This is a genomic window from Pseudomonas sp. JAI115, assembly GCF_014200835.1.
GTDB classification, from domain to species: domain Bacteria; phylum Pseudomonadota; class Gammaproteobacteria; order Pseudomonadales; family Pseudomonadaceae; genus Aquipseudomonas; species Aquipseudomonas putida_A.
This window is the reverse complement of record NZ_JACHCY010000019.1, coordinates 1-24,762: the sequence shown is the minus strand read 5'-3', so window position 1 is coordinate 24,762 and position 24,762 is coordinate 1. Positions and strand designations below refer to the sequence as shown.

22 protein-coding genes are annotated in these 24,762 nt (G+C 61.1%); 14 read left to right on the top strand and 8 right to left on the bottom strand.

Annotated elements, in window-relative coordinates; genetic code table 11:
• The first annotated feature begins 1 nt into the window (after window position 1).
• The 5 genes from lepB (at window position 2) to pdxJ (ending at window position 4,265) form a co-directional block, all read left to right on the top strand.
• Window positions 2-856 (top strand): signal peptidase I, encoded by an 855-nt coding sequence (gene lepB, locus HDC30_RS26425; RefSeq protein ID WP_025112167.1) that lies wholly within the window; start codon window positions 2-4, stop codon window positions 854-856.
• 183 nt (window positions 857-1,039) lie between these two features.
• Window positions 1,040-1,729 carry a ribonuclease III gene (gene rnc / locus HDC30_RS26420; RefSeq protein WP_024011703.1) on the top strand — a complete coding sequence of 230 codons (690 nt, stop codon included), beginning with the start codon at window positions 1,040-1,042 and terminating at the stop codon, window positions 1,727-1,729.
• Complete coding sequence (era, locus tag HDC30_RS26415; protein ID WP_003221935.1) at window positions 1,722-2,624, top strand: GTPase Era; 903 nt, start codon at window positions 1,722-1,724, stop codon at window positions 2,622-2,624. Before rnc ends, era begins: the two co-directional genes overlap by 8 nt.
• Before the next feature lie 168 nt (window positions 2,625-2,792).
• Window positions 2,793-3,482, top strand: a complete 690-nt coding sequence (recO, locus tag HDC30_RS26410) for a DNA repair protein RecO (RefSeq protein ID WP_183785802.1) — start codon at window positions 2,793-2,795, stop codon at window positions 3,480-3,482.
• Window positions 3,483-3,521: 39 nt separating this feature from the next.
• Window positions 3,522-4,265: a pyridoxine 5'-phosphate synthase gene (gene pdxJ / locus HDC30_RS26405; protein ID WP_064382428.1), complete on the top strand. Its 744-nt coding sequence runs from the start codon at window positions 3,522-3,524 to the stop codon at window positions 4,263-4,265.
• A gap of 126 nt (window positions 4,266-4,391) precedes the next feature.
• Here the strand turns inward: pdxJ and mltF are convergent, their stop codons facing one another.
• Window positions 4,392-5,852 (bottom strand): membrane-bound lytic murein transglycosylase MltF, encoded by a 1,461-nt coding sequence (gene mltF / locus HDC30_RS26400; protein ID WP_097086355.1) that lies wholly within the window; start codon window positions 5,850-5,852, stop codon window positions 4,392-4,394.
• 285 nt (window positions 5,853-6,137) lie between these two features.
• Between mltF and purL the strand changes: the two genes are divergently transcribed.
• The 4 genes from purL (at window position 6,138) to HDC30_RS26380 (ending at window position 12,399) form a co-directional block, all read left to right on the top strand.
• Entirely contained in the window at window positions 6,138-10,034 is a 3,897-nt protein-coding gene (gene purL, locus HDC30_RS26395) for a phosphoribosylformylglycinamidine synthase (RefSeq protein ID WP_183785800.1), read from the top strand.
• Window positions 10,035-10,039: 5 nt separating this feature from the next.
• Entirely contained in the window at window positions 10,040-10,351 is a 312-nt protein-coding gene (locus HDC30_RS26390; RefSeq protein ID WP_097086744.1) for a YqfO family protein, read from the top strand.
• A gap of 1,147 nt (window positions 10,352-11,498) precedes the next feature.
• Complete coding sequence (locus tag HDC30_RS26385; RefSeq protein ID WP_183785798.1) at window positions 11,499-11,861, top strand: DUF6124 family protein; 363 nt, start codon at window positions 11,499-11,501, stop codon at window positions 11,859-11,861.
• 244 nt (window positions 11,862-12,105) lie between these two features.
• The gene (locus tag HDC30_RS26380; protein ID WP_027610959.1) at window positions 12,106-12,399 is read left to right on the top strand and encodes a hypothetical protein; all 294 of its coding nucleotides are present in this window, start codon (window positions 12,106-12,108) and stop codon (window positions 12,397-12,399) included.
• Window positions 12,400-12,481: 82 nt separating this feature from the next.
• On the opposite strand, the gene nagE is transcribed toward HDC30_RS26380, so the two are convergent.
• The 7 genes from nagE to HDC30_RS26345 all read right to left on the bottom strand — a co-directional run bounded on the left by nagE (window position 12,482) and on the right by HDC30_RS26345 (window position 21,197).
• Window positions 12,482-14,197, bottom strand: coding sequence for an N-acetylglucosamine-specific PTS transporter subunit IIBC (nagE, locus tag HDC30_RS26375; protein ID WP_183785796.1), 1,716 nt, complete (start codon window positions 14,195-14,197; stop codon window positions 12,482-12,484).
• 35 nt (window positions 14,198-14,232) lie between these two features.
• The gene (gene ptsP / locus HDC30_RS26370) at window positions 14,233-16,746 is read right to left on the bottom strand and encodes a phosphoenolpyruvate--protein phosphotransferase (protein WP_183785794.1); all 2,514 of its coding nucleotides are present in this window, start codon (window positions 16,744-16,746) and stop codon (window positions 14,233-14,235) included.
• A gap of 181 nt (window positions 16,747-16,927) precedes the next feature.
• A complete protein-coding gene (locus HDC30_RS26365) occupies window positions 16,928-17,950 on the bottom strand; it encodes an SIS domain-containing protein (RefSeq protein ID WP_183785792.1) in 1,023 nt (340 codons plus the stop codon).
• A complete protein-coding gene (nagA, locus tag HDC30_RS26360; RefSeq protein ID WP_183785790.1) occupies window positions 17,931-19,037 on the bottom strand; it encodes an N-acetylglucosamine-6-phosphate deacetylase in 1,107 nt (368 codons plus the stop codon). The genes HDC30_RS26365 and nagA overlap by 20 nt, the downstream gene beginning before the upstream one ends.
• Window positions 19,038-19,067: 30 nt before the next feature.
• Window positions 19,068-19,799: a GntR family transcriptional regulator gene (locus HDC30_RS26355; RefSeq protein ID WP_027610964.1), complete on the bottom strand. Its 732-nt coding sequence runs from the start codon at window positions 19,797-19,799 to the stop codon at window positions 19,068-19,070.
• Window positions 19,800-20,081: 282 nt separating this feature from the next.
• The gene (locus HDC30_RS26350; protein ID WP_183785788.1) at window positions 20,082-20,597 is read right to left on the bottom strand and encodes a murein L,D-transpeptidase family protein; all 516 of its coding nucleotides are present in this window, start codon (window positions 20,595-20,597) and stop codon (window positions 20,082-20,084) included.
• A gap of 48 nt (window positions 20,598-20,645) precedes the next feature.
• Window positions 20,646-21,197, bottom strand: a complete 552-nt coding sequence (locus tag HDC30_RS26345; protein ID WP_150370332.1) for an NUDIX hydrolase — start codon at window positions 21,195-21,197, stop codon at window positions 20,646-20,648.
• A gap of 146 nt (window positions 21,198-21,343) precedes the next feature.
• Between HDC30_RS26345 and HDC30_RS26340 the strand changes: the two genes are divergently transcribed.
• The 5 genes from HDC30_RS26340 to purT all read left to right on the top strand — a co-directional run bounded on the left by HDC30_RS26340 (window position 21,344) and on the right by purT (window position 24,654).
• Window positions 21,344-21,943: a CoA pyrophosphatase gene (locus HDC30_RS26340; protein WP_003221960.1), complete on the top strand. Its 600-nt coding sequence runs from the start codon at window positions 21,344-21,346 to the stop codon at window positions 21,941-21,943.
• A gap of 60 nt (window positions 21,944-22,003) precedes the next feature.
• Window positions 22,004-22,528: a gamma carbonic anhydrase family protein gene (locus tag HDC30_RS26335; protein ID WP_183785786.1), complete on the top strand. Its 525-nt coding sequence runs from the start codon at window positions 22,004-22,006 to the stop codon at window positions 22,526-22,528.
• On the top strand, window positions 22,525-22,740 hold the full coding sequence (locus tag HDC30_RS26330; RefSeq protein WP_183785784.1) for a DUF1289 domain-containing protein: 216 nt from the start codon (window positions 22,525-22,527) through the stop codon (window positions 22,738-22,740). Before HDC30_RS26335 ends, HDC30_RS26330 begins: the two co-directional genes overlap by 4 nt.
• 165 nt (window positions 22,741-22,905) lie before the next feature.
• Window positions 22,906-23,373 (top strand): VUT family protein, encoded by a 468-nt coding sequence (locus HDC30_RS26325; protein ID WP_007967799.1) that lies wholly within the window; start codon window positions 22,906-22,908, stop codon window positions 23,371-23,373.
• Between the two features lie 99 nt (window positions 23,374-23,472).
• A complete protein-coding gene (gene purT, locus HDC30_RS26320) occupies window positions 23,473-24,654 on the top strand; it encodes a formate-dependent phosphoribosylglycinamide formyltransferase (protein ID WP_003221968.1) in 1,182 nt (393 codons plus the stop codon).
• The last annotated feature ends 108 nt before the right edge of the window (window positions 24,655-24,762 follow it).

The following is a 24,762-nucleotide window of genomic DNA, read 5'->3' as shown; positions in this document are numbered from 1 at the left end:
TATGTCACTAAATTTCCCGCTGTTGCTGGTCATCGCCGTGTTCGTCTGCGGCCTGTTGGCGTTGCTCGATCTGCTGTTCCTGGCGCCGCGTCGGCGTGCTGCCATTGCCTCTTATCAAGGCAGTGTCAGCCAGCCCGAGCCCGTGGTGGTCGAGAAGCTGAACAAAGAGCCGTTGCTGGTTGAATACGGCAAGTCGTTCTTTCCGGTGCTGTTCATCGTGCTGGTGCTGCGTTCGTTCCTGGTGGAACCGTTCCAGATTCCGTCCGGCTCGATGAAACCGACCCTGGACGTCGGCGACTTCATTCTGGTGAACAAGTTTTCTTACGGGATCCGCCTGCCGGTGATCGACAAGAAAATCATCGAAGTCGGTGATCCGCAGCGTGGCGATGTGATGGTGTTCCGCTACCCGAGCGACCCGAACGTCAACTACATCAAGCGTGTAGTCGGCCTGCCGGGCGACACGGTGCGTTACACCGCCGACAAGCGTCTGTTGGTCAATGGCGAGTCGATTGCCGAGCAACTGGTCGGCTCCGAGCCGGGCACGCTGGGCAGCGCGGAGCTCTACAAGGAAAAACTCGGCGCTGCCGAGCACCTGATCCGCAAGGAAATGAGCCGCTACCGTGCTACCCCGGACCATACCTGGACCGTGCCGGCCGGGCACTACTTCATGATGGGCGACAACCGCGACAACTCCAACGACAGTCGCTACTGGGATGACCCGAACATTCCCAAGGATCTGCTGGGCATGGTTCCCGACCAGAATATCGTCGGCAAAGCCTTCGCTGTCTGGATGAGCTGGCCGGAACCGAAACTCAGCCACCTGCCGAATTTCTCGCGGGTTGGCCTGATCAAGTAATCAATCACGGCGCTGTTGACCACAGCGCCGAATGCATTTCTGGAGTCGACACAAATCGGCACCAGGGCATGAAGCCACGATATTCAGGACGTCATTTTTGAACACAGCGTTAATTGTCCCAGGCCTGCGCCGTACCCCGGCGATGGCAGTGGAATCCAGCCACGAACTCAGCGTGGGTAAACCGTGAGCGTTTCTCTAAGCCGTCTCGAGCGCCAGCTCGGTTACACCTTCAAGGATCAGGAGCTGATGCTGCTGGCCCTCACGCACCGCAGCTTTGCCGGGCGTAATAACGAACGCCTGGAATTCCTCGGCGATGCCATCCTCAACTTCGTCGCTGGCGAGGCGCTGTTCGATCGCTTCCCGCTGGCCCGCGAAGGCCAATTGTCGCGTTTGCGCGCACGTTTGGTGAAGGGTGAGACACTGGCCGTGCTGGCCCGTGGTTTCGACTTGGGCGACTACCTGCGTCTGGGCTCGGGCGAACTGAAAAGCGGTGGCTTCCGTCGCGAATCGATTCTGGCCGATGCCCTGGAAGCGCTGATCGGCGCGATCTACCTCGATGCCGGCATGGACGTCGCTCGCGAGCGCGTACTGGCCTGGCTGGCCGGGGAGTTCGAAGGCCTGACGCTGGTCGACACCAACAAGGATCCCAAGACCCGACTGCAGGAACACCTGCAATCGCGCGGTTGCGAACTGCCACGCTACGAAGTGGTGGATATCCAGGGTGAGCCGCACTGCCGTACCTTCTTCGTCGAGTGCGAAGTGGTCTTATTGAATGAAAAAAGCCGAGGTCAGGGTGTGAGCCGTCGTATTGCCGAACAGGTAGCGGCCGCCGCAGCACTGATTGCCCTGGGCGTGGAGAATGGCAATGACTGATACAAACGCAACTCGCTGTGGCTACGTTGCCATCGTCGGCCGTCCCAACGTCGGCAAATCGACATTGCTGAATCACATCCTCGGCCAGAAGCTCGCGATCACCTCGCGCAAGCCGCAGACCACCCGTCACAACATGCTCGGGATCAAGACCGAGGGTGACGTGCAGGCGATCTACGTCGACACCCCCGGCATGCACAAGGGTGGCGAAAAGGCCCTGAACCGCTACATGAATAAAACCGCTTCGGCAGCATTGAAAGACGTCGACGTGGTGATCTTCGTAGTCGATCGCACCAAGTGGACCGAAGAAGACCAGATGGTCCTGGAGCGCGTGCAGTACGTGACCGGCCCGCTGATCGTCGCACTGAACAAGACCGACCGCATCGAAGACAAGGCCGAGCTGATGCCGCACCTGTCGTGGTTGCAGGAACAGCTGCCGAACGCACAGATCATCCCGATTTCCGCGCAACACGGGCACAACCTCGACGCGCTGGAAAAGGTCATCGCCGATCACCTGCCGGAGAACGATCACTTCTTCCCGGAAGACCAGATCACCGACCGCAGCAGCCGTTTCCTCGCCGCTGAACTGGTGCGCGAGAAAATCATGCGCCAGATGGGCGCCGAGCTGCCGTACCAGATCACCGTCGAGATCGAAGAGTTCAAGCAGCAGGGCAAGACCCTGCACATCCATGCGCTGATCCTCGTCGAACGTGACGGCCAGAAGAAGATCATCATTGGCGACAAGGGCGAGCGTATCAAACGCATCGGCACCGAGGCGCGCAAGGACATGGAGCTGCTGTTCGACTCCAAGATCATGCTCAACCTGTGGGTGAAGGTGAAGGGCGGCTGGTCCGACGACGAGCGTGCACTGCGTTCGCTGGGTTACGGCGACCTGTAATCACCGTTCCTGAGAACACCGATACCCACTGTGGGAGCGAGCCTGCTCGCGAAGGGAAGTAACATTCAGCATTGATGTTGACTGTCACTCCGCTTTCGCGAGCAGGCTCGCTCCCACATTTGGTTTTTGGGTGGTGTGTAAAAACCGCGTTTCTTCATCGAGAACTCCATGTCGCAAACCCCACCTCCTGCCCAACTCGCCTACGTCCTGCATTCGCGCGCCTACCGCGAAACCAGCGCGCTGGTCGACTTCCTCACGCCGCAAGGGCGGCTGCGGGCGGTGTTGCGCAGTGCGCGGGGCAAGGCCGGGACACTGGCGCGGCCGTTCGTGCCGCTGGAAGTCGAGTTTCGTGGCAAGGGTGAATTGAAGAACGTCGGGCGCATGGAAAGTGCCGGCAACGCGACCTGGATGGTCGGCGAGGCGCTGTTCAGTGGCCTCTACCTCAATGAGCTGCTGATCCGCCTGTTACCCGCCGAAGACCCGCACCCGGCGGTGTTCGACCATTACGCTGCAACACTGCTGGCCCTGGCCGAGGGTCGCGCGTTGGAGCCGCTACTGCGTTCTTTCGAATGGCGCCTGTTGGACGATCTCGGTTACGGCTTCTCCCTGAACACCGATATCCACAGCGAACCGGTCGCGCCGGACGGTCTCTATCGTCTGCAAGTGGACGCCGGACTTGAGCGGGTGTTTCTGTTGCAGCCGGGCCTGTTCAACGGCACCGAGCTGCTGGCCATGGCCGAAGCCGACTGGACCGCTCCCGGCGCACTGTCGGCGGCCAAGCGCCTGATGCGTCAGGCACTGGCCGTGCACTTGGGCGGTCGCCCCCTCGTCAGCCGCGAGCTATTTCGCAAGCCCTGATATGCTGTGCGCCGAATCTTTCCCTTCAGGAGCGCATCCGTGACCACCAGCAATCGCATTCTTCTTGGCGTGAACATCGACCACGTCGCCACCCTGCGTCAGGCCCGTGGCACACGCTACCCGGATCCGGTCAAGGCAGCGCTGGACGCGGAAGAGGCGGGCGCCGATGGCATCACCGTGCACTTGCGTGAAGACCGCCGGCACATTCAGGAGCGCGACGTGCTGCTGCTCAAGGATGTGCTGCAGACCCGCATGAATTTCGAAATGGGCGTCACCGAAGAAATGATGGCGTTCGCCGAACGCATCCGTCCGGCGCACATTTGCCTCGTCCCGGAAACCCGTCAGGAACTGACCACTGAAGGCGGTCTGGATGTAGCGGGGCAGGAAGAACGCATCAGGGCAGCGGTCGAGCGCCTGTCGAAGATCGGCAGCGAAGTGTCGTTGTTCATCGATGCTGACGAACGCCAGATCGCTGCGTCGAAGCGCGTCGGTGCGCCGGCCATCGAACTGCACACCGGGCGTTACGCCGATGCCGAAACCCCGACTGAAGTCGCTGAAGAGTTGAAGCGTGTGGCGGATGGTGTGGCGTTTGGTCTGGCGCAGGGCCTGATCGTCAATGCCGGGCATGGCCTGCATTATCACAACGTCGAAGCGGTGGCGGCGATCAAGGGCATCAATGAACTGAACATCGGCCATGCGCTGGTGGCGCATGCGTTGTTCGTCGGGTTCAAGTCGGCAGTGTCCGAGATGAAAGCGCTGATCTTGGCTGCCGCCAAGCACTAAGCCTCAACACAAAAACCTGTGGGAGCGAGCCTGCTCGCGAAAGCGGTAAATCAGTCAACCATGATGTCGACTGACACGACGCCTTCGCGAGCAGGCTCGCTCCCACATTTGTTTTTGGGGCGGTGGTTAGAGCGGGGCAGGCTCTTGAGCCGGTTTTGACTTGTCGATACCGGGCACATGCAGATTGCCCTCGGCCACCTGATCGCCTTCAAGCTGCGGTTGGGTCACCCAGGTGAGGATGTCGTAGTAGCGACGGATGTTCGCCACGAAATGCACCGGCTCGCCGCCCCGGGCGTAGCCGTAGCGGGTCTTGCTGTACCACTGCTTCTGCGACAGGCGCGGCAGCATCTTCTTCACGTCCAGCCACTTGTCCGGGTTCAGGCCTTCGCGGGACGCCAGTTTGCGTGCGTCATCGAGGTGACCGCTGCCGACGTTGTACGCCGCCAGCGCAAACCAGGTGCGGTCCGGCTCCTGAATCGATTCGTCGAGCTGATCCTTCATGTAGGCCAGGTACTTGGCGCCGCCCATGATGCTTTGCTTGGGATCGAGACGGTTCGACACGCCCATCGCCTGAGCGGTGTTCTGGGTCAGCATCATCAAACCGCGCACGCCGGTTTTCGAAGTGACCGCCGGTTGCCACAGCGATTCCTGATAACCGATGGCCGCCAGCAGGCGCCAGTCGACTTTCTCTTTTTTGGCGTAAGTCTTGAAGTGCTGTTCGTATTTGGGCAAGCGCTGCTGCAAGTGCTGGGCGAACGTGGTGGCGCCCATGTAGCCGAGGACATCGACGTGGCCGTAATAGCGGTCTTTCAGGCGCTGCAGGGTGCCGTTTTTCTGCACCTTGTCGAGGTAGGCGTTGATCTCGTTGAGCAGGCTGTTGTCTTCGCCGGCGGCCACCGCCCAACTCTGGCTGCGCGCATCGCCGAGGTCGAAGGCCACGCGGATGTTGGTGAAGTACACCTGGTTCATCGCCACTTCGTTGGAGTCGACCAGCGTCAGGTCGATCTGGCCTTCATCGACCATGCGCAACAGGTCGACCACTTCAACGGCGTCGGATTCTTCGTATTCGATGCCTGGAAATTTCTTTTTCAGCTCCGCCAGTTGTTCAGCGTGGGTGCTGCCCTTGAGCACCATGATTTTCTTGCCGACCAGATCGCCCGGGTCGGTAGGGCGAGACTGGCCGTTGCGGTAGATGATCTGCGGAGTGACTTCGAGGTAGGAGTGGGAAAACCGCACCTGCTTCTTGCGATCCTCGCTGCTGACCAGACCTGCCGCCGCCAGCACCGGGCCGTTCGGCTTGCCGATCTGATTGAACAGGTCATCGAGGTTGTCGGCGGTCTCGATCTTCAGTTCGACCCCCAAATCGTCGGCGAAGCGTTTCACCAGCTCGTATTCGAAGCCGGTTTCACCGCTGCGATCCTGAAAGTAGGTGGCGGGGCTGTTACGGGTAATCACCCGCAGCACACCATCCTCCTTTACGCGCTCGAGTGTGTTGGGTTTATCAACACAGCCACCGAGCATCAGGAAGAGTCCGGTTGCGATCAGCCATTTGGCGTACCGCGGACGCAAAGCCGTTGGGAAAAACATCTGCGCAGTATACGCAAACGGCTGCGGGCGCCATATCTCGACAGTGAGCGGCTTGTCTGCTAGAGATCACAAAACCGCACGAAACCCCGCAGGAATGGGGCTGAACGGCATTTTGTGACAGGAAAAATAAGCGCTGCTCGCAAACCCTTTAAATTTGACTTCAAAGGCAGAAACACAGATTGATATCCGAGTGCAACCGTGCGTAGCGTTTCGGGTGATGTTGAGGGCGGTTTAGGCTAGAATGCACGGCCTCAAAGCACACCCCTTCCCGAGGCTGTCCCGAAGATGTTGATCCTGCGCGGCGCTCCTGCCCTTTCTGCCTTTCGCCACAGCAAACTCCTTGAGCAACTGAGCCAGAAGGTTCCAGCTGTCAGTGGCCTGTATGCTGAATTCGCTCACTTCGCCGAAGTCACCGGCGTCCTGACCGGCGACGAACAGCAGGTGCTTGCGCGCCTTCTGAAGTACGGCCCAAGCGTTCCGGTACAAGAGCCGACCGGTCGTCTGTTTCTGGTGTTGCCGCGTTTCGGCACCATCTCGCCATGGTCGAGCAAGGCCAGCGACATCGCTCGCAACTGCGGCCTGAGCAAGATCCAGCGCCTGGAGCGCGGCATCGCGTTCTACGTGGCCGGCCAGTTCAGCGACGCCGAAGCCCAGCAAATCGCCGACGTGCTGCATGACCGCATGACCCAGATCGTTCTGGGCAATCTGGAGCAGGCCGCCGGTCTGTTCAGCCACGCCGAGCCGAAGCCGCTGACCACGATCGACATCCTCGGTGGCGGCCGCGCCGCGCTGGAAAAGGCCAACACCGAGCTGGGCCTGGCCTTGGCCGAAGACGAGATCGATTACCTGGTCAACGCCTTCAACGGTCTCAAGCGCAACCCGCACGACATCGAACTGATGATGTTCGCCCAGGCCAACTCCGAGCACTGCCGCCACAAGATCTTCAACGCCAGTTGGGATATTGACGGCGAGAGCCAGGAAAAAAGCCTGTTCGGCATGATCAAGAACACCTATCAAATGCACAACGAAGGCGTGCTGTCCGCTTATAAGGACAACGCTTCGGTGATCGTCGGTAACGTCGCCGGCCGCTTCTTCCCGGATCCGGAAACCCGCCAGTACGGCGCGGTGCAGGAGCCGGTGCACATCCTGATGAAGGTCGAAACCCACAACCACCCGACCGCGATCGCCCCGTTCCCGGGCGCGTCCACCGGTTCCGGTGGCGAGATTCGCGACGAAGGTGCAACCGGTCGTGGCGCCAAGCCAAAGGCCGGCCTGACCGGTTTCACCGTGTCCAACCTGCAGATCCCGGGCTTCGAACAGCCGTGGGAAGTGCCGTACGGCAAGCCTGAGCGCATCGTTACCGCGCTGGACATCATGATCGAAGGCCCGCTGGGCGGCGCCGCGTTCAACAACGAATTCGGTCGTCCGGCCCTGACTGGCTACTTCCGTACCTTCGAACAGTCGATCACCACCCCGCACGGTGACGAAGTTCGTGGCTACCACAAGCCGATCATGCTCGCCGGCGGCATGGGCAACATCCGTGAAGAACACGTCAAGAAAGGCGAGATTCTGGTCGGCTCCAAGCTGATCGTGCTTGGCGGCCCGGCAATGCTGATCGGTCTGGGCGGCGGTGCTGCGTCCTCGATGGCCACCGGCACCAGCTCGGCGGATCTCGACTTCGCTTCCGTACAGCGTGAAAACCCTGAGATGGAGCGTCGCTGCCAGGAAGTCATCGACCGTTGCTGGCAACTGGGCGACAAGAACCCGATCAGCTTCATCCACGACGTGGGTGCGGGCGGTCTGTCCAACGCCTTCCCGGAACTGGTCAACGACGGCGACCGTGGTGGCCGTTTCGAACTGCGCAACATTCCAAATGACGAGCCGGGCATGGCCCCGCACGAAATCTGGTCCAACGAATCTCAGGAACGTTACGTTCTGGCGGTCGGCCCGGCCGACTTCGAGCGCTTCAAGGCGATCTGCGAACGTGAGCGCTGCCCGTTCGCCGTGGTCGGCGAAGCCACTGCCGAGCCGCAACTGACCGTGACCGACAGCCACTTCGGCAACAACCCGGTGGACATGCCACTGGAAGTGTTGCTGGGCAAGGCCCCGCGCATGCACCGTTCGGTGGTTCGCGAAGCCGAGCTGGGCGACGATTTCGATCCGTCGAACCTCGACATCAGCGAATCCATCGAACGCGTCCTGCATCACCCGGCCGTGGCGAGCAAAAGCTTCCTGATCACCATCGGCGACCGTACCATCACCGGCCTCGTGGCCCGTGACCAGATGGTCGGCCCATGGCAGGTTCCGGTGGCCGACGTCGCAGTTACCGCCACCAGCTTCGACGTCTACACCGGTGAAGCGATGGCGATGGGCGAGCGGACTCCGCTGGCGTTGCTGGACGCTCCGGCGTCGGGCCGCATGGCTATCGGCGAAACCCTGACCAACATTGCCGCTTCGCGCATCAACAAGATCTCCGACATCAAACTGTCGGCGAACTGGATGTCCGCTGCCGGCCACCCGGGCGAAGATGCACGTCTGTACGACACCGTGAAAGCGGTCGGCATGGAACTGTGCCCTGAGCTGGGCATCACCATTCCGGTCGGCAAGGACTCGATGTCCATGGCCACCCGCTGGAACGATAACGGTGAAGAAAAAACCGTAACTTCGCCGATGTCGCTGATCGTGACCGGTTTCGCCCCAGTGGCTGACATCCGTCAGACCCTGACCCCGGAACTGCGCATGGACAAGGGCACCACCGACCTGATCCTGATCGACCTCGGTCGTGGTCAGAACCGCATGGGTGCCTCGATCCTCGCCCAGGTTCACGGCAAGCTCGGCAAGCAGGCGCCGGATGTCGATGACGCCGAAGACCTGAAAGCCTTCTTCGCGGTGATCCAGGGCCTCAACGCCGACGGTCACCTGCTGGCTTACCACGACCGTTCCGACGGTGGTCTGCTGACCTCCGTGGTGGAAATGGCGTTCGCCGGCCACTGCGGTCTGAGCCTGAACCTGGACAGCGTTGCCGAAAACTCGGCAGAAATCGCCGCGATCCTGTTCAACGAAGAACTGGGTGCGGTGATCCAGGTTCGTCAGGACGCCACGCCAGACATCCTCGCGCAATTCAGCGCGGCCGGTCTGGGCGACTGCGTGTCGGTGATCGGTCAGCCGATCAACAACGGCCAGATCAACATCACCTTCAACGGTGACACCGTGTTCGAAGGCCAGCGCCGTCTGCTGCAACGTCAGTGGGCCGAGACCAGCTACCAGATCCAGCGTCTGCGCGACAACGCCGACTGCGCCGAGCAAGAGTTCGACGCGCTGCTGGAAGAAGACAACCCGGGCCTGAGCGTCAAGCTGAGCTACGACGTCAACCAGGACATCGCCGCGCCTTACATCAAGAAAGGCATTCGCCCACAGGTTGCCGTGCTGCGTGAGCAGGGCGTCAACGGTCAGGTGGAAATGGCCGCCGCGTTCGACCGCGCTGGTTTCAACGCGATCGACGTGCACATGAGCGATATTCTTGCTGGCCGCGTCGACCTGAACGAGTTCAAAGGTCTGGTGGCCTGCGGTGGCTTCTCCTACGGCGACGTACTCGGCGCCGGTGAAGGCTGGGCCAAGTCGGCGCTGTTCAACAGCCGTGCCCGCGATGCGTTCCAGGGCTTCTTCGAGCGTAACGACAGCTTCACCCTCGGCGTGTGCAACGGTTGCCAGATGATGTCCAACCTGCACGAGCTGATCCCGGGCAGCGAGTTCTGGCCGCACTTCGTGCGCAACCGCTCCGAGCAGTTCGAAGCGCGCGTGGCCATGGTGCAGATCCAGGAGTCGAACTCGATCTTCCTGCAGGGCATGGCCGGTTCGCGTATGCCGATCGCCATCGCTCACGGTGAAGGCCATGCCGAGTTCTCCAGCGAAGAAGCTCTGCTGGAAGCCGATCTGTCCGGTTGCGTGGCGATGCGTTTCGTCGACAACCACGGCAAGGTCACCGAAGCCTACCCGGCCAACCCGAACGGTTCGCCGCGCGGGATTACCGGTCTCACCAGCCGCGACGGTCGTGTGACGATCATGATGCCGCACCCGGAGCGGGTGTTCCGCGCGGTGCAGAACTCGTGGCGTTCGGAAGACTGGACCGAGGATGCTCCCTGGATGCGCATGTTCCGTAATGCTCGCGTGTGGGTGAACTAAGCGTCGTGTACAAGCTCGGATTTTTTGTTCCTGACAGTCATGTCGAGGTGGTCAAGGACGCTTTATTCGCTGCCGGTGGTGGGCGGATCGGGGACTATGACCACTGTGCTTGGCAGGTGCTTGGGTCTGGTCAGTTTCGGCCTTTGGACGGCAGTCAGCCGTTCATTGGTGAGGCGGGGCAGGTTGAGCGGGTCGAGGAATGGAAGGTTGAGCTTGTGGTTTGTGACGCTTTGATTGGTGATGTGGTGGCTGCTCTCAAGTTGAGCCACCCTTACGAGACGCCGGCTTATGAGGTGTGGCGGCTGGAGGATTTCTGATCTTTTTGCCGCTGGAACGGAAAACCCGCAGATGAGTGATTGTCTGCGGGTTTTTTGTTGTCTGCGATTTGCGTTTCTGTAGGAGTGAGCCTGCTCGCGATGGCGCCCTGACAGGCGACCATGCTCTGGCTGACTGTGTGAATATCCGTTGCTTCGGGTGCAGCGGCTGGCGGTTTCGCCCTTACGGCGAGTCACTTTTTACAAACGCCTAAAAAGTAACCCAAAACGCTTGCTCCTGCGTTCGGCCCGCTCGCTGAGGCTCGGGGTCCCTTCGCTCCGGTATTGATCCGGGCGCAGCGCCTCCGGTTTGCTTCGCTGCACCTCCTCTCGCTGTGTTTGGCTGCGCCAAACGGTCGCTGCGCTCCCACCCCCGGATCAATCCCTCCACTCAGCCTTCCGACGTCGCCCGTGGATCAAGATCAAGAGCGACAGCCGAGCTTGCGCTCATCCTGGAGTGGGGCGGCTTCGCCGCATGGGGTGTGCGCTTGCTAAATTGCAGGAGCCAGGATGCTGGCGATGGTGGCCTGACAGCCGACCAATCTCTACCTGAATACACCGGGTTCAAAGTGTGGGAGCGAGCTTGCTCGCGAAGGCGTCCTGATAGCTCACTGATCCATCGCAGATGTACTCAACCCCTGTGGGAGCCTGGCTTGCCAGCGATGGCGGCCTGACAGCCGACCAATTTCTATCTGGTGCAGTACTCACCTGTAGGAGCTGCCGAAGGCTGCGATCTTTTGACTTTGGTTTTTTACAGTCAAAGGGCAGATCAAAAGATCGTCCGAACGCGGCCCGAGCCTTCCGCAGCTCCTACACGGGATGTTTTGTGTTTAAGAGTGTGTGGAATTACCAGAACCTTCCCACAAGGTTTTCAGGTTGTCCCTCGGACGCCCGGTCTCTAGGCTTTGTCTGTCGCTGCCAATTCAGCGACCGGGAGGTGAGATACCCGATTTGGATCCCCACACAAGTGCCCCCATAATTGCGGTCAGCTTTCACTGTCAGCAATTCCTTATGGCGGCTATGTACGGGCGGACTTCGGTCCGGCCGGATTTGGGGTCCTTACCGGTAATCTCACTCCGTACATGGCTGCCACCTCTTCTCCGAGTGAGATCGGGAGCAAGTGGCTACGACACTTAAAAGGACTTGTTCGATGGACAAACTGATCCCCGACCCACCCAACGAAACCACAGCACCACCCGTAGACGCCATCCGCGTCGAAGACCTGACGAAAGACCGTGAAGCCATCAAGCGCGCTGTCGATTTCTACTTCACCCCGCAACCCGCTGAGGCGCATCAGCCCAGCACGATGTTCCTGGTCAACCCCAGCATCGACACAGAAACCCTGCTGGCCCACGCCTACGAATCGTTGGCCTGCGCCAGTGCCATGGCCAGCAACTTCGCCAGCGAACTCAGCGGCCTGCAACGCAGTACCGCACTGGCGATTCAGCAAATCGTCATGCTCGCCGAACTGGCGGTAAATCGAGCGCTGGATCGAGTCGATCCGCGAACCTGATTCATCGGATGATCATTGCAAACCGGCTCGTCCCGTCGCGGGTCTCATATCCTTTTTGGGGAATTGAGACCTCACGTGGGAGCGGGCCGTCGGCGATCAAGTTTTGGATTCAATGCTTAGGTTCGTCTTGATGATGACCAATCATCGGAAACCACCGCTTACCTGTAATTTCTGACAGTGGTGCGATTCGGCAAACTTCTGTCTGATGAGACTTCCATTCACAACAGGTAAGAAGGATTTTGCTATGTCTACTGAAAAAAACACTGTGCCGGTAATTACCTCCATGAAAGACAGCCAAAGCGAGGAGATTCCAAACGGCGGTACCACCTCCTCCACTGTTGTGCAGTCGAGCGGCTTGGCGTCTGCCGGCGATGAACTCCAGATTTTCGACGGTGCTACTTTGAAAGGGCGAGTTGTTGCTGACGCTGCAGGCAATTGGCACTTTATCTTGACGGCTTTGTCATTGGGGGTTCATTCGATCACGGCCAGAGGACGGGTCCTTCACTCCCAAGCACGTACGTTCACCGTCAAGGCTTAGTAAACACTTGATAAAAAGCCGCTGAGCTCCACAGCCCAGCGGCTTTCCGTTTATCAGTGAGGCTGTTGAGTTTCGCTGTGGGTTATACCTTGGCGCTGACCTCACTCCGGTTCACCAACGCCTCAATCGCCCCACTCAAACTCGCCGCTTTCTCGCCAATCAACAAATGCCACACCCCACCCTCCAGCGGGCTGACACCCTGGCAACCCAGCTCTTTCAACTGAGCCTCGGACAACGCTTTTCCATCGGCCAATTGCAGGCGAATACGGGTCAGGGCGATGCAGTCCAGCTGCAGCACATTGTCGCTACCGCCCAACGCCGTCAGCCATTGCTGGGCTTCCGGTGCAGCGACCATTGCAGCTTTCGGTTCCTCGACCACCACTGCAGGCGCAGCCACCAACGCACGCCCCAGCGTCGGCATGGCGAGGCGGATTTCGTCGGCGATGCTGTCGGCCAATGGCCCGACCACCACCTGCAAGCTGCCGCCCTTGCCCGGGCGTACCACGGCCATCGCGCCCAGAGCCTTCAAGTCAGCGTCGGAAGCCTTGTTGCGATCGACCATTTCCAGGCGCAGACGAGTCGTGCAGGCGCCCACGGTAAGCAGATTCTCGGCACCGCCCAAGGCCTTGATGTACGCAGCAGCACGTTCGTTTTCCGTAAGCACCGACTTCTCGGTGGCGGCCACGTCCTCACGCCCCGGCGTCTTCAGATTGAAGCGGCGGATACAGAAATCAAACACCGCGTAATACACCACGGCGTACGCCAGCCCGACCGGAATCACCAGCCAGCCATTGGTCGAGCGCCCCCAACCCAGCACCATGTCGATGAAGCCGCCGGAGAAGGTGAAACCGAGGTGGATGTTCAGCGCATTGGTGATCGCCATCGACAGGCCGGTCAGCAACGCATGCAGCAGATACAGCAGCGGGGCGAGGAACATGAAGGCGAATTCGATGGGCTCGGTTACCCCGGTCAAAAACGAGGTCAGCGCCATCGACAGGAAGATCCCGCCCATGACCTTGCGCCGCTCCGGCAACGCGTTGCGGTACATCGCCAGGCACGCCGCCGGCAGGCCGAAGATCATCATCGGGAACATGCCGGTCATGAACTGGCCGCCCTTTGGATCGCCGGCGAAGTAGCGTGACAGGTCGCCGGTGACCAGTGCGCCGGTGGTCGGGTCGGTGAAGTTGCCGAACACGAACCACGCCATGTTGTTGAGGATGTGGTGCAGGCCGGTGACGATGAGCAAGCGGTTGAACACGCCAAACACGAACGCACCGATGCTGCCGCTTTCCATCATCAAGGCGCCGAAGCTGTTGATGCCGTGCTGGATCGGCGGCCAGATGTAGCCGAACACCACGCCCAGCGCGACGGCGGCGAAACCGGTGACGATCGGCACGAAGCGCCGGCCGCCGAAGAATGCCAGGTACTCCGGCAGCTTGATGTCTTTGAAGCGGTTGTACAGCGCGCCGGCCATCAGGCCGCTGACGATCCCGGCGAGCATGCCCATGTTGATGCTCGGGTCGAGCACCTTGAGCGTGGAGATCATCACTAGGTAACCGATCACTCCGGCCAGGCCTGCGGTGCCGTTGTTGTCCTTGGCAAACCCGACAGCGATGCCGATGGCGAAGATCATCGCCAGGTTGGCGAAGATCACCTGGCCGGCATCGTGAATGATCGCGATGTTCAGCAGGTCGGTGTCACCCAGACGCAGCAGCAGGCCGGCAATCGGCAGGATCGCGATTGGCAGCATCAGCGCACGGCCGAGGCGTTGCAGGCCTTCGATGAAGAGTTGGTACATGGTGGTTCTCCCTGCTCTTTATAGAGAGCTTGTTGTTAGTGCAGAGGCCAATGCTGGTGGCAGGCGTGACGAACCGCAGCGGCGCTGTTGAGTTTCAACAGGTCGAGGCTGAGGCGTTGGCATTCGGCCTCGTGCAACTGGCGCACGCGATCCTTGATTTCACCGATTTGCACCGGGCTCACCGACAGCTCGGTCACGCCGAGGCCGATCAGCACTGGTGTCGCCAGTGGATCGGAGGCGAGGGCACCGCACACGCCAACCCAGCGTTTGTGCACCGCCGCGCCTGCGCAGGTCATGGCGATCAGCCGCAGCAACGCCGGGTGCAGGGCATCGACGCGAGCGGCGAGGCCGGCGTGGTCGCGGTCCATGGCCAGTGTGTATTGCGACAGGTCGTTGGTGCCGATCGACAGGAAGTCGGCGTGCTCGGCCAGTTGTTCGGCTTGCAGCGCGGCGGCGGGGACTTCGATCATCACGCCGATTTCCGGGCGCTGATTGATGCCCAACTCCAGGCACAGCGCATCGACCCGTTGGCGGATGTGCAGCAGTTCGTCGACTTCGGTGACCATCGGCAACAGGATCCGGCAACGGCGCAGCGGGCTGACTTGCAGCAGTGCGCGCAATTGCTGATCGAGGATTTCCGGACGGGCCTGGGCCAGACGAATGCCGCGCAGGCCGAGTACCGGATTGGCTTCGGCGGGCAGCGGCAGGTAGTCGAGTTGCTTGTCGCCGCCGACATCGATGGTGCGGATGATCACCGAGTGCTCACCCATGGCATCGAGCACGGCTTGATAGGCGGCGCGCTGCTCGTCGACGTCCGGCGCGGTCTGCCGGTCGACGAACAGAAATTCGGTGCGTAGCAGGCCGACGCCATCGGCGCCGTTGGCAAAGGCGTCTGCCGCTTCATGGCTGGAGGCGACATTGGCGACCACTTCGATCGCCACGCCATTGCGGGTTTCGGCGGACAGATGGGCTTTGGTTTGTTGCGCATCGCGGCGTTGCTGACGCTCGATTTGCGCCTGTTGTACTTCGGCCAGGCGTTCGGTGTTCGGCGTCAGTTCGAGGCGGCCGCCATCGGCATCCAGCACCACCGACTGACCCTGTGCTTGATCGAGTAAAGCGGCGCCCAGTGCAACCAGGCACGGCAGACCTTTGCCGCGCGCCAGAATCGCCACGTGCGAAGTCGCGCCGCCCTCGGCCATGCACAACCCGGCGACACCTTGCGCGCTGAGTTGCAGCAGATCCGACGGCGTCAGTTCATGCGCAGCGACAATGGAGCCGGCCGGCACTTCGTAATGCCAGGCTTCGCCGAGCAGGGCGCGCAGGACACGTTGCTTGAGGTCGCGCAGGTCGTTGGCGCGTTCGGCCAGCAGCGCACTGCCGGTGTGTTGCAGCACTTCGCACTGCACGTCGATCGACTGGCTCCACGCGTGGGTCGCCGCTGTGCCTTGGTCGATAGCATGCTGCGCGGCGTCGAGCAGGGCCGGGTCTTCGAGCAGTGCCAGGTGCGCGGCGAAGATCGCTTCTTCGTCGGTGCTCTTGTGCTTTTTCGCTTGGGCGAGGGTAGCGTTGATTTCGCCGCGAACCTGATTCAGCGCGCTTTCAAGTTTCTGCAGTTGCTCAAGCGGAGCATGATTGCCCGCATCTGCCGGCAGGCTGATCGCGTTCAGGCGAAACAGCGGCCCGCCGACCAGACCCGGTGCGGCGCACACACCCTGCAATACGCCAGCCTCGGCGGGGCGTTTGCGCGGTGCGGCGTTGACCGGTGCAGCAGCGTGATGATCATCGGGCAGGGCGGTCGCCAAGGCATTGAGCAAGGCTTGCAGCGCGGCTTCGGCGTCCGGCCCCTGACAGCTGACCTGCACCTCATCCTGCTCGCCGATGGCCAGTCCCATCAGCCCGATCAGGCTGTTGCACGGCGCCGACTTACCAGCGAAGTGCAGCTGCGACTGGCTCTTGAAGCCTTGTGCGGTCTGCCGAATCAGTGCGGCAGGGCGCGCATGCAGACCGCCGCGATGAGCCACCAACACTTGCCCACGCACCTCAGGCCCGCCAGTTTCTTCAACATTCGCAGCCGCACCGTTGCGGGCAATAATGTGCAGCAACGGCTCGCCGACCTTCACCGCTTTGAGTGTGATCGGGCGCACCTGGAAATCCTGGCTGTTGGTCAGGATCAACAGGCTGACCAGGCTTTTGCACTGCTGGCCGACCTTGTCCAGGTCATAGCGCAACAACGGCTGGCCGTTGCTGACCCGCGTGCCTTCCTTGACCAGCATCGAGAAGCCTTCGCCGTTCAGTTCAACGGTATCGAGGCCCAGGTGCAGAAGGATTTCCGCGCCGTTGTCGGCGCGCACGGTCAGCGCGTGGCCGGTGCGGGCGACGTGGATGATCTCCCCGGCGCAGGGCGAATACAGGGTGTCATTCAGCGGGTCGATGGCGATGCCGTCACCCATCGCGCCGCTGGCGAACACCGCGTCCGGGACTTTGGCGAGCGTGAGCACCGGGCCGCTGAGCGGGGCGCTGAGGGTCAGCTCTTTATTGTTGTTGTGCATGGCTCGGTCTCATCAGTAATTTCGCTGTCCCCTGTAGGAGCTGCCGCAGGCGGCGATCTTTTGATCTTGTTTTTTTCAACGTCAAAATCAAAAGATCGCAGCCTGCGGCAGCTCCTACAGGGTTGTGCATCAATCAACGGTTTTCCGTCCGCCGACAGGGTTGTGCATCGTTCAGCAGTGGTTAGTGCGTACGGGTCACTTTGCTCAGGTGGCGCGGTTGATCCGGGTCCATGCCACGGGCCACGGCGAGACCTGCGGCCATCACGTAGAAGCTCTGGATCGCCAGAATCGGGTCGAGGGCCGGGTGTTCGGCGCGGCTCAGGGTCAGGTCGCGTTCGAGGATGTCGTCCGGCGCGGCCAGCAGCACGCGAGCGCCGCGTTGACGCATCTCTGCCGCAAGACTGATCAGACCGGCCTGTTCGGCACCGCGCGGGGCGAACACCAGCAACGGGTAATGCTCGTCGATCAGCGCCATCGGGCCGTGACGGACTTCGGCACTGCTGAAGGCTTCGGCCTGGATCGCCGAGGTTTCCTTGAATTTCAGCGCGGCCTCTTGGGCGATGGCAAATCCGGCACCACGGCCGATGACCATCAGGCGTTCACAGTCGCGCAAGGCGTCGATCGCGGTGCTCCAGTCCTGCTGCGCCGCTTCGCGCAGGCCTTCGGGCAGGGCGTTGTGCGCTTCCAGCAGTTCGTTGTCTTCTTTCCAGTGCGCGATCAGGCGGGCGCTGGCGCTGAGGGTGGCGATAAAACTCTTGGTCGCGGCGACGCTGCTTTCGGTGCCGGCGAGCAGCGGCAGGCTGAATTCACATGCGGCTTCCAACGGCGAATCGTCAGCGTTGACCATCGACACACTGAGGGCGCCACGCTTGCGCAACAGTCGCAGACTGTTGACCAGATCCGGACTTTGCCCCGACTGCGAGAACGCGAACGCCACCTGACCGCTGACCTTCAGCGGCGCCTGCTGCATGGTCACCACCGACATCGGCAACGACGCCACGGGTACGCCCAGTTGCTGCATGGTCAGGTAGGCGAAGTAGCTCGCCGCGTGGTCGGAGCTGCCGCGCGCAACGGTCATCGCCACTTGTGGCGGCTGACGGCGCAGGCGCCCGGCGATCTCGATCATCTGCGGGTCGAGCTGTTGCAGTTGGGCTTGCACGGCCTCGAACGAGGACAGCGCCTCTTCAAGCATTTTTGAAGTCAATGTCTTCTCCTTCGACCATGACGGCGGTCAGTGTGAGTGAGCGATCCAGCCGCACGCAGTCGGCCCAGGCCCCCGGTTGCAGGCGCCCGCGTTCAGTGATGCCGAGGTAGTCGGCGGGAAATTGCGAAAGACGTTGCGAGGCCTCGGCAATCGGCAAGCCGATCTTCACCAGATTGCGCAGGGCCTGATCCATGGTCAGGGTGCTGCCGGCCAGCGTGCCGTCGGACAGGCGCACGCCGCCCAGGCATTTGGTCACGGTGTGGCTGCCGAGCTTGTATTCACCGTCGGGCATGCCGGCGGCCGCGGTCGAATCGGTGACGCAATACAGGCATGGGATCGAACGCAGGGCCACGCGGATCGCACCGGGATGCACGTGCAGCAAGTCCGGGATCAGTTCGGCGAATTTGGCGTGGGCCAGCGCGGCGCCGACGATCCCCGGTTCGCGGTGATGCAGCGGACTCATGGCGTTGTACAAATGGGTGAAACTGGTCGCGCCAGCCTCCAGAGCGGCGACGCCTTCCTCGTAGCTGCCGAGGGTGTGGCCGATCTGCATGCGGATGCCCCGGCTGCTCAGTTCACGAATCAACCCGTCGTGACCGGCGATTTCCGGGGCGATGGTGATCACCCGGATCGGCGCCAGCGCGAGGTATTGCTCGACCTCGGCCATCAACGCGGTGTGGGCGAAGTTCGGTTGCGCGCCGAGTTTTCCGGGGTTGATGTACGGGCCCTCCAGATGCACACCGAGTACCCGGGCGGCACCTTGCGGACGCTGTTCGCAGAACTCGCCGACCTCTTTCAGCACGCTGGAGATCTCGGCACTCGGCGCGGTCATGGTGGTGGCCAGCAGCGAAGTGGTGCCGAAGCGCACGTGGGTGCGAGTGATGGTTTCGAAAGCGCTGGCGCCTTCCATGATGTCTTTGCCACCACCGCCATGGACGTGCAGATCGATGAAACCCGGCAGCAGGTAGGGCAGATCATTGTCGGCCGGATCGCAGGGCACGCCTTCGATCGACACGACTCTGCCGTGTTCGTGGATCAGCCGGCCGCGAACCCAGCCGCTGGCGGTGAGGATGTTGTCTTCGGACATTTTGCTTCTCTCGTTTGGCCTGGCTGCTGATCAGCGGCGAAGCTCTGCAACAAAGTCGTAGTAGTCGTTGCGGCAATAGGTGTCGGTGACTTCGATCGGCGTGTTGTCTTCGAGGTAGCCGACCCGGGTCATCAGCAGCATGGCGGTGCCGGGGGCGATGCCGACCAGCGCGGCGAACTCGTCCGAGGCGTTGATCGCCTGGATGTGCTGCAGGGCGCGGACGATCGGTTTGCCGATGCCGTCGAGGTATTCGTAGAGCGAATCGCCGACCAGGTGCGGCTTGGGCATGATCGAGGCGGGCAGGGTGCTCATCTCGATGGCCATCACCGTGTCGTCGGCCTTGCGCAGGCGTTTCATGCGCGCGACCTTGTCGTTCGGCGACAGGCTCAGGCGGATCAGTTCTTCGTGAGTCGGCAGGGTGATTTCGCGCTCCAGCCACTGCGAGCTGGGGACAAAGCCCTTGAGGCGAAGCATTTCGCTGAAGCCCGAGAGGCGTGACAGCGGTTGTTCCAGACGGGGTGTGATGAACGTGCCGGAACCTTGCAGGCGGCGGATCAGACCTTGATCGAGCAGCACTTCCAGCGCTTTGCGTGCGGTGACCCGGGAGATACCCAGTTGCTCGCTGAGGTTGCGTTCGGAGGGCATCGCCTGCTCGGCCTTCCACTGCCCGGAATGGATCGCCGATTCCAGATTGCGCGCCAGCTGCAGGTACAGCGGCGTCGGCTGGGAGTCATCTGGGCGTAGGGCCTGGAGGTCGTTCATGTAGGTCATTTCCGACGCGAGTATAGGATTGTTGTGGCTCGCTTGTGGGGCGGAAATTAATACCACTTGAATACCATGTCAACGCGGGGAATTGGTGTTTAGCCCAATGAAATGGCGGGTTTCGGGGGTTGTGGTTTGAAGTGGTATTAGGGGTGGGCTGTAAAAAGCAAAAGATCGCAGCCTGCGGCAGCTCCTACAGTGGCAAGTGGTATCAACCCTGTAGGAACTGCCGCAGACTGTGATCTTTTGATTTATTTTTTTCAGGTGACCAGTGGTCGCTGGTTAAGGACGGATCTCGATCATCGTGCCGTCCGGCACCAGACCCCAGACTTCGCGCATGTCCATGTTGCGCATGGCGATGCAGCCGTCGGTCCAGTCCAGGGTGTGGAACAGGTCTTCCGGGGTTTCTTCCGAATCCGGGGTGCCGTGGATCATGATCATCCCGCCAGGCTCGACGCCTTCGCGGCGGGCGCGGGCCGAGTCGCTGATGTTCGGGTAGGAGATGTGCATCGCCAGGTTGAATTTTTCACTGACCTTGCGCCAGTCGATCCAATAGAAACCTTCGGGCGTGCGTTTGTCGCCTTCAATCAGTTTCGGACCTTTTTTCGCGCCCTTGCCCAAGGAGATTCGATAGGTCTTGATCGGCTTGCCGTCGGCGATCAATTGCAGTTGATGAGCCGATTTGAGCACCAGGATTTTTTCGATCATCGGGGTATTCGACGGCGTCACGGTGGTCACGAATGACGCTTGGGACATGGTGACGAACGACAGGCAAAACAGGGCAAGCAACCAGCGCATTGAAACGATTCCCCAAGGAGTGACGCAGATATTTTATTTATAGAAGCTTTAGGTGATGGCAGGCTGCGTCAACGGCGGAATCGATTCGGAGCGAACCGGGTAGCTTTCGGCGCGGCGATCAGCGAAGAAGCATTCTAAGGTACGCCCCACGGTGCGGAAAGCCAGCTCGTCCCACGGGATGTCGGCTTCGTCGAATAGTTGTACTTCGAGGCTTTCGGGCCCGGCAGCAAAGTCCAGATCGACCAGTTCGGCGCGGAAAAATACGTGCACCTGGCTGATGTGCGGCACATCGATCAAGGTATAGATGCTCAGGTTGCGTACCCGGGCGCAGGCTTCCTCGGCGGTTTCGCGGATCGCGGCTTGCTCGATGGTTTCGCCGTTTTCCATGAAACCGGCGGGCAGCGTCCAGTAACCGAGGCGTGGCTCGATGGCGCGGCGGCAGAGCAGCACTTTACTGCCCCAGGTCGCGACGCAACCGGCGACGATATTGGGGTTTTGATAGTGAATGGTCTGACAGCTGTCACAGACAAATCGCAGCCGCGAATCGCCTTCGGGAATGCGCTGGGTCACCGGGTTGCCGCACTGGCTGCAAAATTTCATGCTGGGGTTCCTGAATGCTGCGCCTATCTTGGCGTGCAGCGGTGCCGGTCGGCAAGTTGTCGTTTCGCGACATGGCCCGGTCAGGGGCTTGGGCGGCTGCAATGATTGGTGCATGATGCAGGGTAAGGCACAGATCGAGAACACTCATGCTGGACGAGCTACTGCATAGGGTAAGCAACCACACACCGCGCACGCTGGAGACCGATAAACGTTTCCCCGAGGCCGCTGTTCTGGTGCCGATCACCCGCAGTGACGAACCCGAGCTGGTGCTGACCCTGCGCGCCAGCGGCCTCTCGACCCATGGCGGCGAGGTGGCCTTTCCCGGCGGTCGCCGCGACCCGGAAGACCCCGATCTGATCTTCACCGCTCTGCGCGAAGCCGAGGAAGAAATCGGCCTGCCACCGGGGCTGGTCGAGGTGATCGGCCCGCTCAGCCCGCTGATCTCCCTGCACGGCATCAAGGTCACGCCGTATGTCGGGGTGATCCCGGACTTCGTCGAATACCAGGCCAACGATGCCGAGATCGCAGCGGTGTTCAACGTGCCGCTGGAGTTTTTCCGCAAAGATCCGCGCGAACACACGCACCGTATCGATTACCAGGGCCGTAGTTGGTATGTGCCGAGTTATCGCTACGGCGAATTCAAGATCTGGGGTTTGACCGCTATCATGATCGTCGAACTGATCAATCTGCTCTATGACGAACAGATCAGCCTGCATCACCCGCCCAAAAGTTTTATTAATACCTGAAGCATCAACACCTGAAGCCATCGCTCGAATGGCCCGTTCTTGAGCCCTGAGGAAAACAAGATGAAATACCGCCTGGGCGAGGCCCGCGTCGACACCCAGCCACAGAGCTGGGTCGCGCCCAATGCCGTGCTGGTGGGCAAGGTCAGACTGGAGGAGGGCGCCAACGTCTGGTTCAACGCCGTATTGCGCGGCGACAACGAACTGATCCTGATCGGCAAGAACAGCAACGTCCAGGACGGCACGGTGATGCACACCGACATGGGCTATCCGCTGACCATCGGCACCGGCGTGACCATCGGTCACAACGCCATGCTGCATGGCTGCACCGTCGGCGACTACAGCCTGATCGGCATCAACGCGGTGATCCTCAACGGGGCGAAAATCGGCAAGAACTGCATCATCGGCGCCAATTCGCTGATCGGCGAAGGCAAGGAGATCCCCGATGGCTCGCTGGTGATGGGCTCGCCGGGCAAGGTCGTGCGTGAGCTGACCGAGCCGCAGAAGAAGATGCTCGAAGCCAGCGCCGCGCACTATGTGCATAACTCGCAGCGCTATGCGCGTGATCTGGTCGAGCAGGAAGAATGAGTACTCCCGAAAGACCGGTTGCCTCGCCGTGTGTGAATATCTGCGCACTGGATGAAGACGATATTTGTACCGGTTGCCAGCGCACGGTCGCGGAGATCACCCGCTGGGGGCGCATGACCAATGACGAGCGACGGGTGGTGCTGGGGTTGTGTCATGAGCGGGCGAAGGCGAGTGGGTTGGTGTGGATGATCCCCGGGAAATCTGGCGTCTGACAAACAGCCTTCGCGAGCAAGCCCGCTCCCACATTGGATTTGTGTTCACATTCGATCAACTGTGGGAGCGGGCTTGCTCGCGAAGAGGCCGGAACAGTCGCTACTTCTTATTGGCCCGACTCCAAGCCTGAAGTAACCTGTGCGCCAATTTCCCAGGTCGCCGCCATGATTTTCCTCATCGCCTACATCAGCAGCGTCGTGCTGATCAACTTCGCTTTCTCCACCGCGCCACACCTGGACATCATCTGGTCGGCCTGGGGCGGGTTGGTGTTCGTGTTGCGCGACATGGTGCAAACCCGTTTCGGCCACGGTGCGCTCGTGGCGATGCTGGCGGCGCTGGTACTGTCTTACGTCACTTCTGATCCATCCATCGCCTTGGCCAGCGCCACGGCGTTCGCGGTGTCGGAAATCATCGACTGGCTGGTGTTCAGCGTCACCAAACGGCCGCTGCGCGACCGCCTGTGGATCAGCTCGGCGCTGAGCATTCCGCTCGATACCTTCATCTTTTTCGGCATGATCGACCTGATGACGCCACCGGTGATCATCACTGCACTGGTCTCGAAGTTCGCTGGCGTCACTGCCGTCTGGCTGATCATGGCCTGGCGCGAGCGCAAACAGGCTGTCGCCAGCTGAGCCAAACCCTGCGGTTCATGTAAAATGCCGCGCTTTCTCCCCATGGAAAGCGCGTCTGGCGTTGCTTTCCTCGATGATCCGCTTCTTTGAGGACCTGAGATGACCCGTATCGGAACTCCATTGTCGCCGACCGCGACCCGCGTATTGCTGTGTGGCTGTGGTGAGTTGGGCAAGGAAGTGGTGATCGAGCTGCAACGCCTGGGCGTTGAAGTGATTGCCGTCGACCGTTACGCCAACGCGCCGGCCATGCAGGTGGCGCACCGCAGCCACGTGATCAACATGCTCGACGGCGCCGCGCTGCGTGCAGTCATCGAAGCCGAGAAACCGCACTTCATCGTGCCGGAAATCGAAGCCATCGCCACCGCCACGCTGGTCGAGCTGGAAGCCGAAGGCTTCACCGTGATTCCGACCGCCCGCGCCGCGCAGTTGACCATGAACCGCGAAGGCATCCGCCGTCTGGCCGCTGAAGAGCTGGACCTGCCAACCTCGCCGTACCACTTTGCCGACACCTTCGAGGACTACAGCAAAGCCGTTCAGGACCTGGGTTTCCCGTGCGTGGTCAAGCCAGTCATGAGCTCGTCGGGCAAAGGCCAGAGCCTGCTGCGCAGCGCCGATGACGTGCAGAAAGCCTGGGATTACGCGCAAGAGGGCGGTCGCGCCGGCAAAGGTCGGGTGATCATCGAAGGCTTCATCGATTTCGACTACGAAATCACTCTGCTGACTGTGCGCCATATTGGCGGCACCACGTTCTGCGCACCGGTCGGTCACCGTCAGGAGAAGGGCGACTATCAGGAATCCTGGCAGCCGCAAGCCATGAGCCCGATTGCCTTGGCTGAGTCCGAGCGCGTGGCCAAAGCCGTGACCGAGGCCTTGGGCGGTCGCGGGCTGTTCGGCGTCGAGCTGTTCATCAAGGGTGATCAGGTGTGGTTCAGCGAAGTCTCGCCGCGCCCGCATGACACCGGTCTGGTGACCCTGATTTCCCAGGATCTGTCGCAGTTCGCCCTGCACGCCCGCGCCATTCTCGGTCTGCCGGTGCCGCTGATCCGTCAGTTCGGCCCATCCGCTTCGGCGGTGATTCTGGTGGAAGGACAGTCGACCCAGACCGCGTTCGCCAACCTGGGCGCAGCGCTGAGCGAGCCGGATACGGCGTTGCGTCTGTTCGGCAAGCCTGAAGTCAATGGTCAGCGCCGGATGGGCGTGGCGTTGGCGCGGGATGAGTCGATTGAGGCAGCGCGTGCCAAGGCGACCCGGGCTGCTCAGGCTGTTGTTGTAGAGCTGTAAACCGAGGCGCGGCATTCGCGAGCAGGCTCGCTTGTATGTTTAGACTTGAAGGGGTGGGCGGGACTACAGACTCGATTCTGACTCTGACCAGTACAGACCGTGGGAGAC

Coding starts and splice junctions, on each gene's coding strand:
- purL (WP_183785800.1), top strand. CDS start 6,138: ATGTTGATCCTGCGCGGCGCTCCTGCCCTTTCTGCCTTTCGCCACAGC.
- HDC30_RS26340 (WP_003221960.1), top strand. CDS start 21,344: ATGCTGGACGAGCTACTGCATAGGGTAAGCAACCACACACCGCGCACG.
- mltF (WP_097086355.1), bottom strand. CDS start 5,852: ATGTTTTTCCCAACGGCTTTGCGTCCGCGGTACGCCAAATGGCTGATC.
- HDC30_RS26355 (WP_027610964.1), bottom strand. CDS start 19,799: ATGAACGACCTCCAGGCCCTACGCCCAGATGACTCCCAGCCGACGCCG.
- HDC30_RS26345 (WP_150370332.1), bottom strand. CDS start 21,197: ATGAAATTTTGCAGCCAGTGCGGCAACCCGGTGACCCAGCGCATTCCC.
- ptsP (WP_183785794.1), bottom strand. CDS start 16,746: ATGCACAACAACAATAAAGAGCTGACCCTCAGCGCCCCGCTCAGCGGC.
- purT (WP_003221968.1), top strand. CDS start 23,473: ATGACCCGTATCGGAACTCCATTGTCGCCGACCGCGACCCGCGTATTG.
- HDC30_RS26335 (WP_183785786.1), top strand. CDS start 22,004: ATGAAATACCGCCTGGGCGAGGCCCGCGTCGACACCCAGCCACAGAGC.
- HDC30_RS26350 (WP_183785788.1), bottom strand. CDS start 20,597: ATGCGCTGGTTGCTTGCCCTGTTTTGCCTGTCGTTCGTCACCATGTCC.
- era (WP_003221935.1), top strand. CDS start 1,722: ATGACTGATACAAACGCAACTCGCTGTGGCTACGTTGCCATCGTCGGC.
- nagA (WP_183785790.1), bottom strand. CDS start 19,037: ATGTCCGAAGACAACATCCTCACCGCCAGCGGCTGGGTTCGCGGCCGG.
- recO (WP_183785802.1), top strand. CDS start 2,793: ATGTCGCAAACCCCACCTCCTGCCCAACTCGCCTACGTCCTGCATTCG.
- lepB (WP_025112167.1), top strand. CDS start 2: ATGTCACTAAATTTCCCGCTGTTGCTGGTCATCGCCGTGTTCGTCTGC.
- HDC30_RS26330 (WP_183785784.1), top strand. CDS start 22,525: ATGAGTACTCCCGAAAGACCGGTTGCCTCGCCGTGTGTGAATATCTGC.
- nagE (WP_183785796.1), bottom strand. CDS start 14,197: ATGTACCAACTCTTCATCGAAGGCCTGCAACGCCTCGGCCGTGCGCTG.
- HDC30_RS26325 (WP_007967799.1), top strand. CDS start 22,906: ATGATTTTCCTCATCGCCTACATCAGCAGCGTCGTGCTGATCAACTTC.
- HDC30_RS26385 (WP_183785798.1), top strand. CDS start 11,499: ATGGACAAACTGATCCCCGACCCACCCAACGAAACCACAGCACCACCC.
- HDC30_RS26380 (WP_027610959.1), top strand. CDS start 12,106: ATGTCTACTGAAAAAAACACTGTGCCGGTAATTACCTCCATGAAAGAC.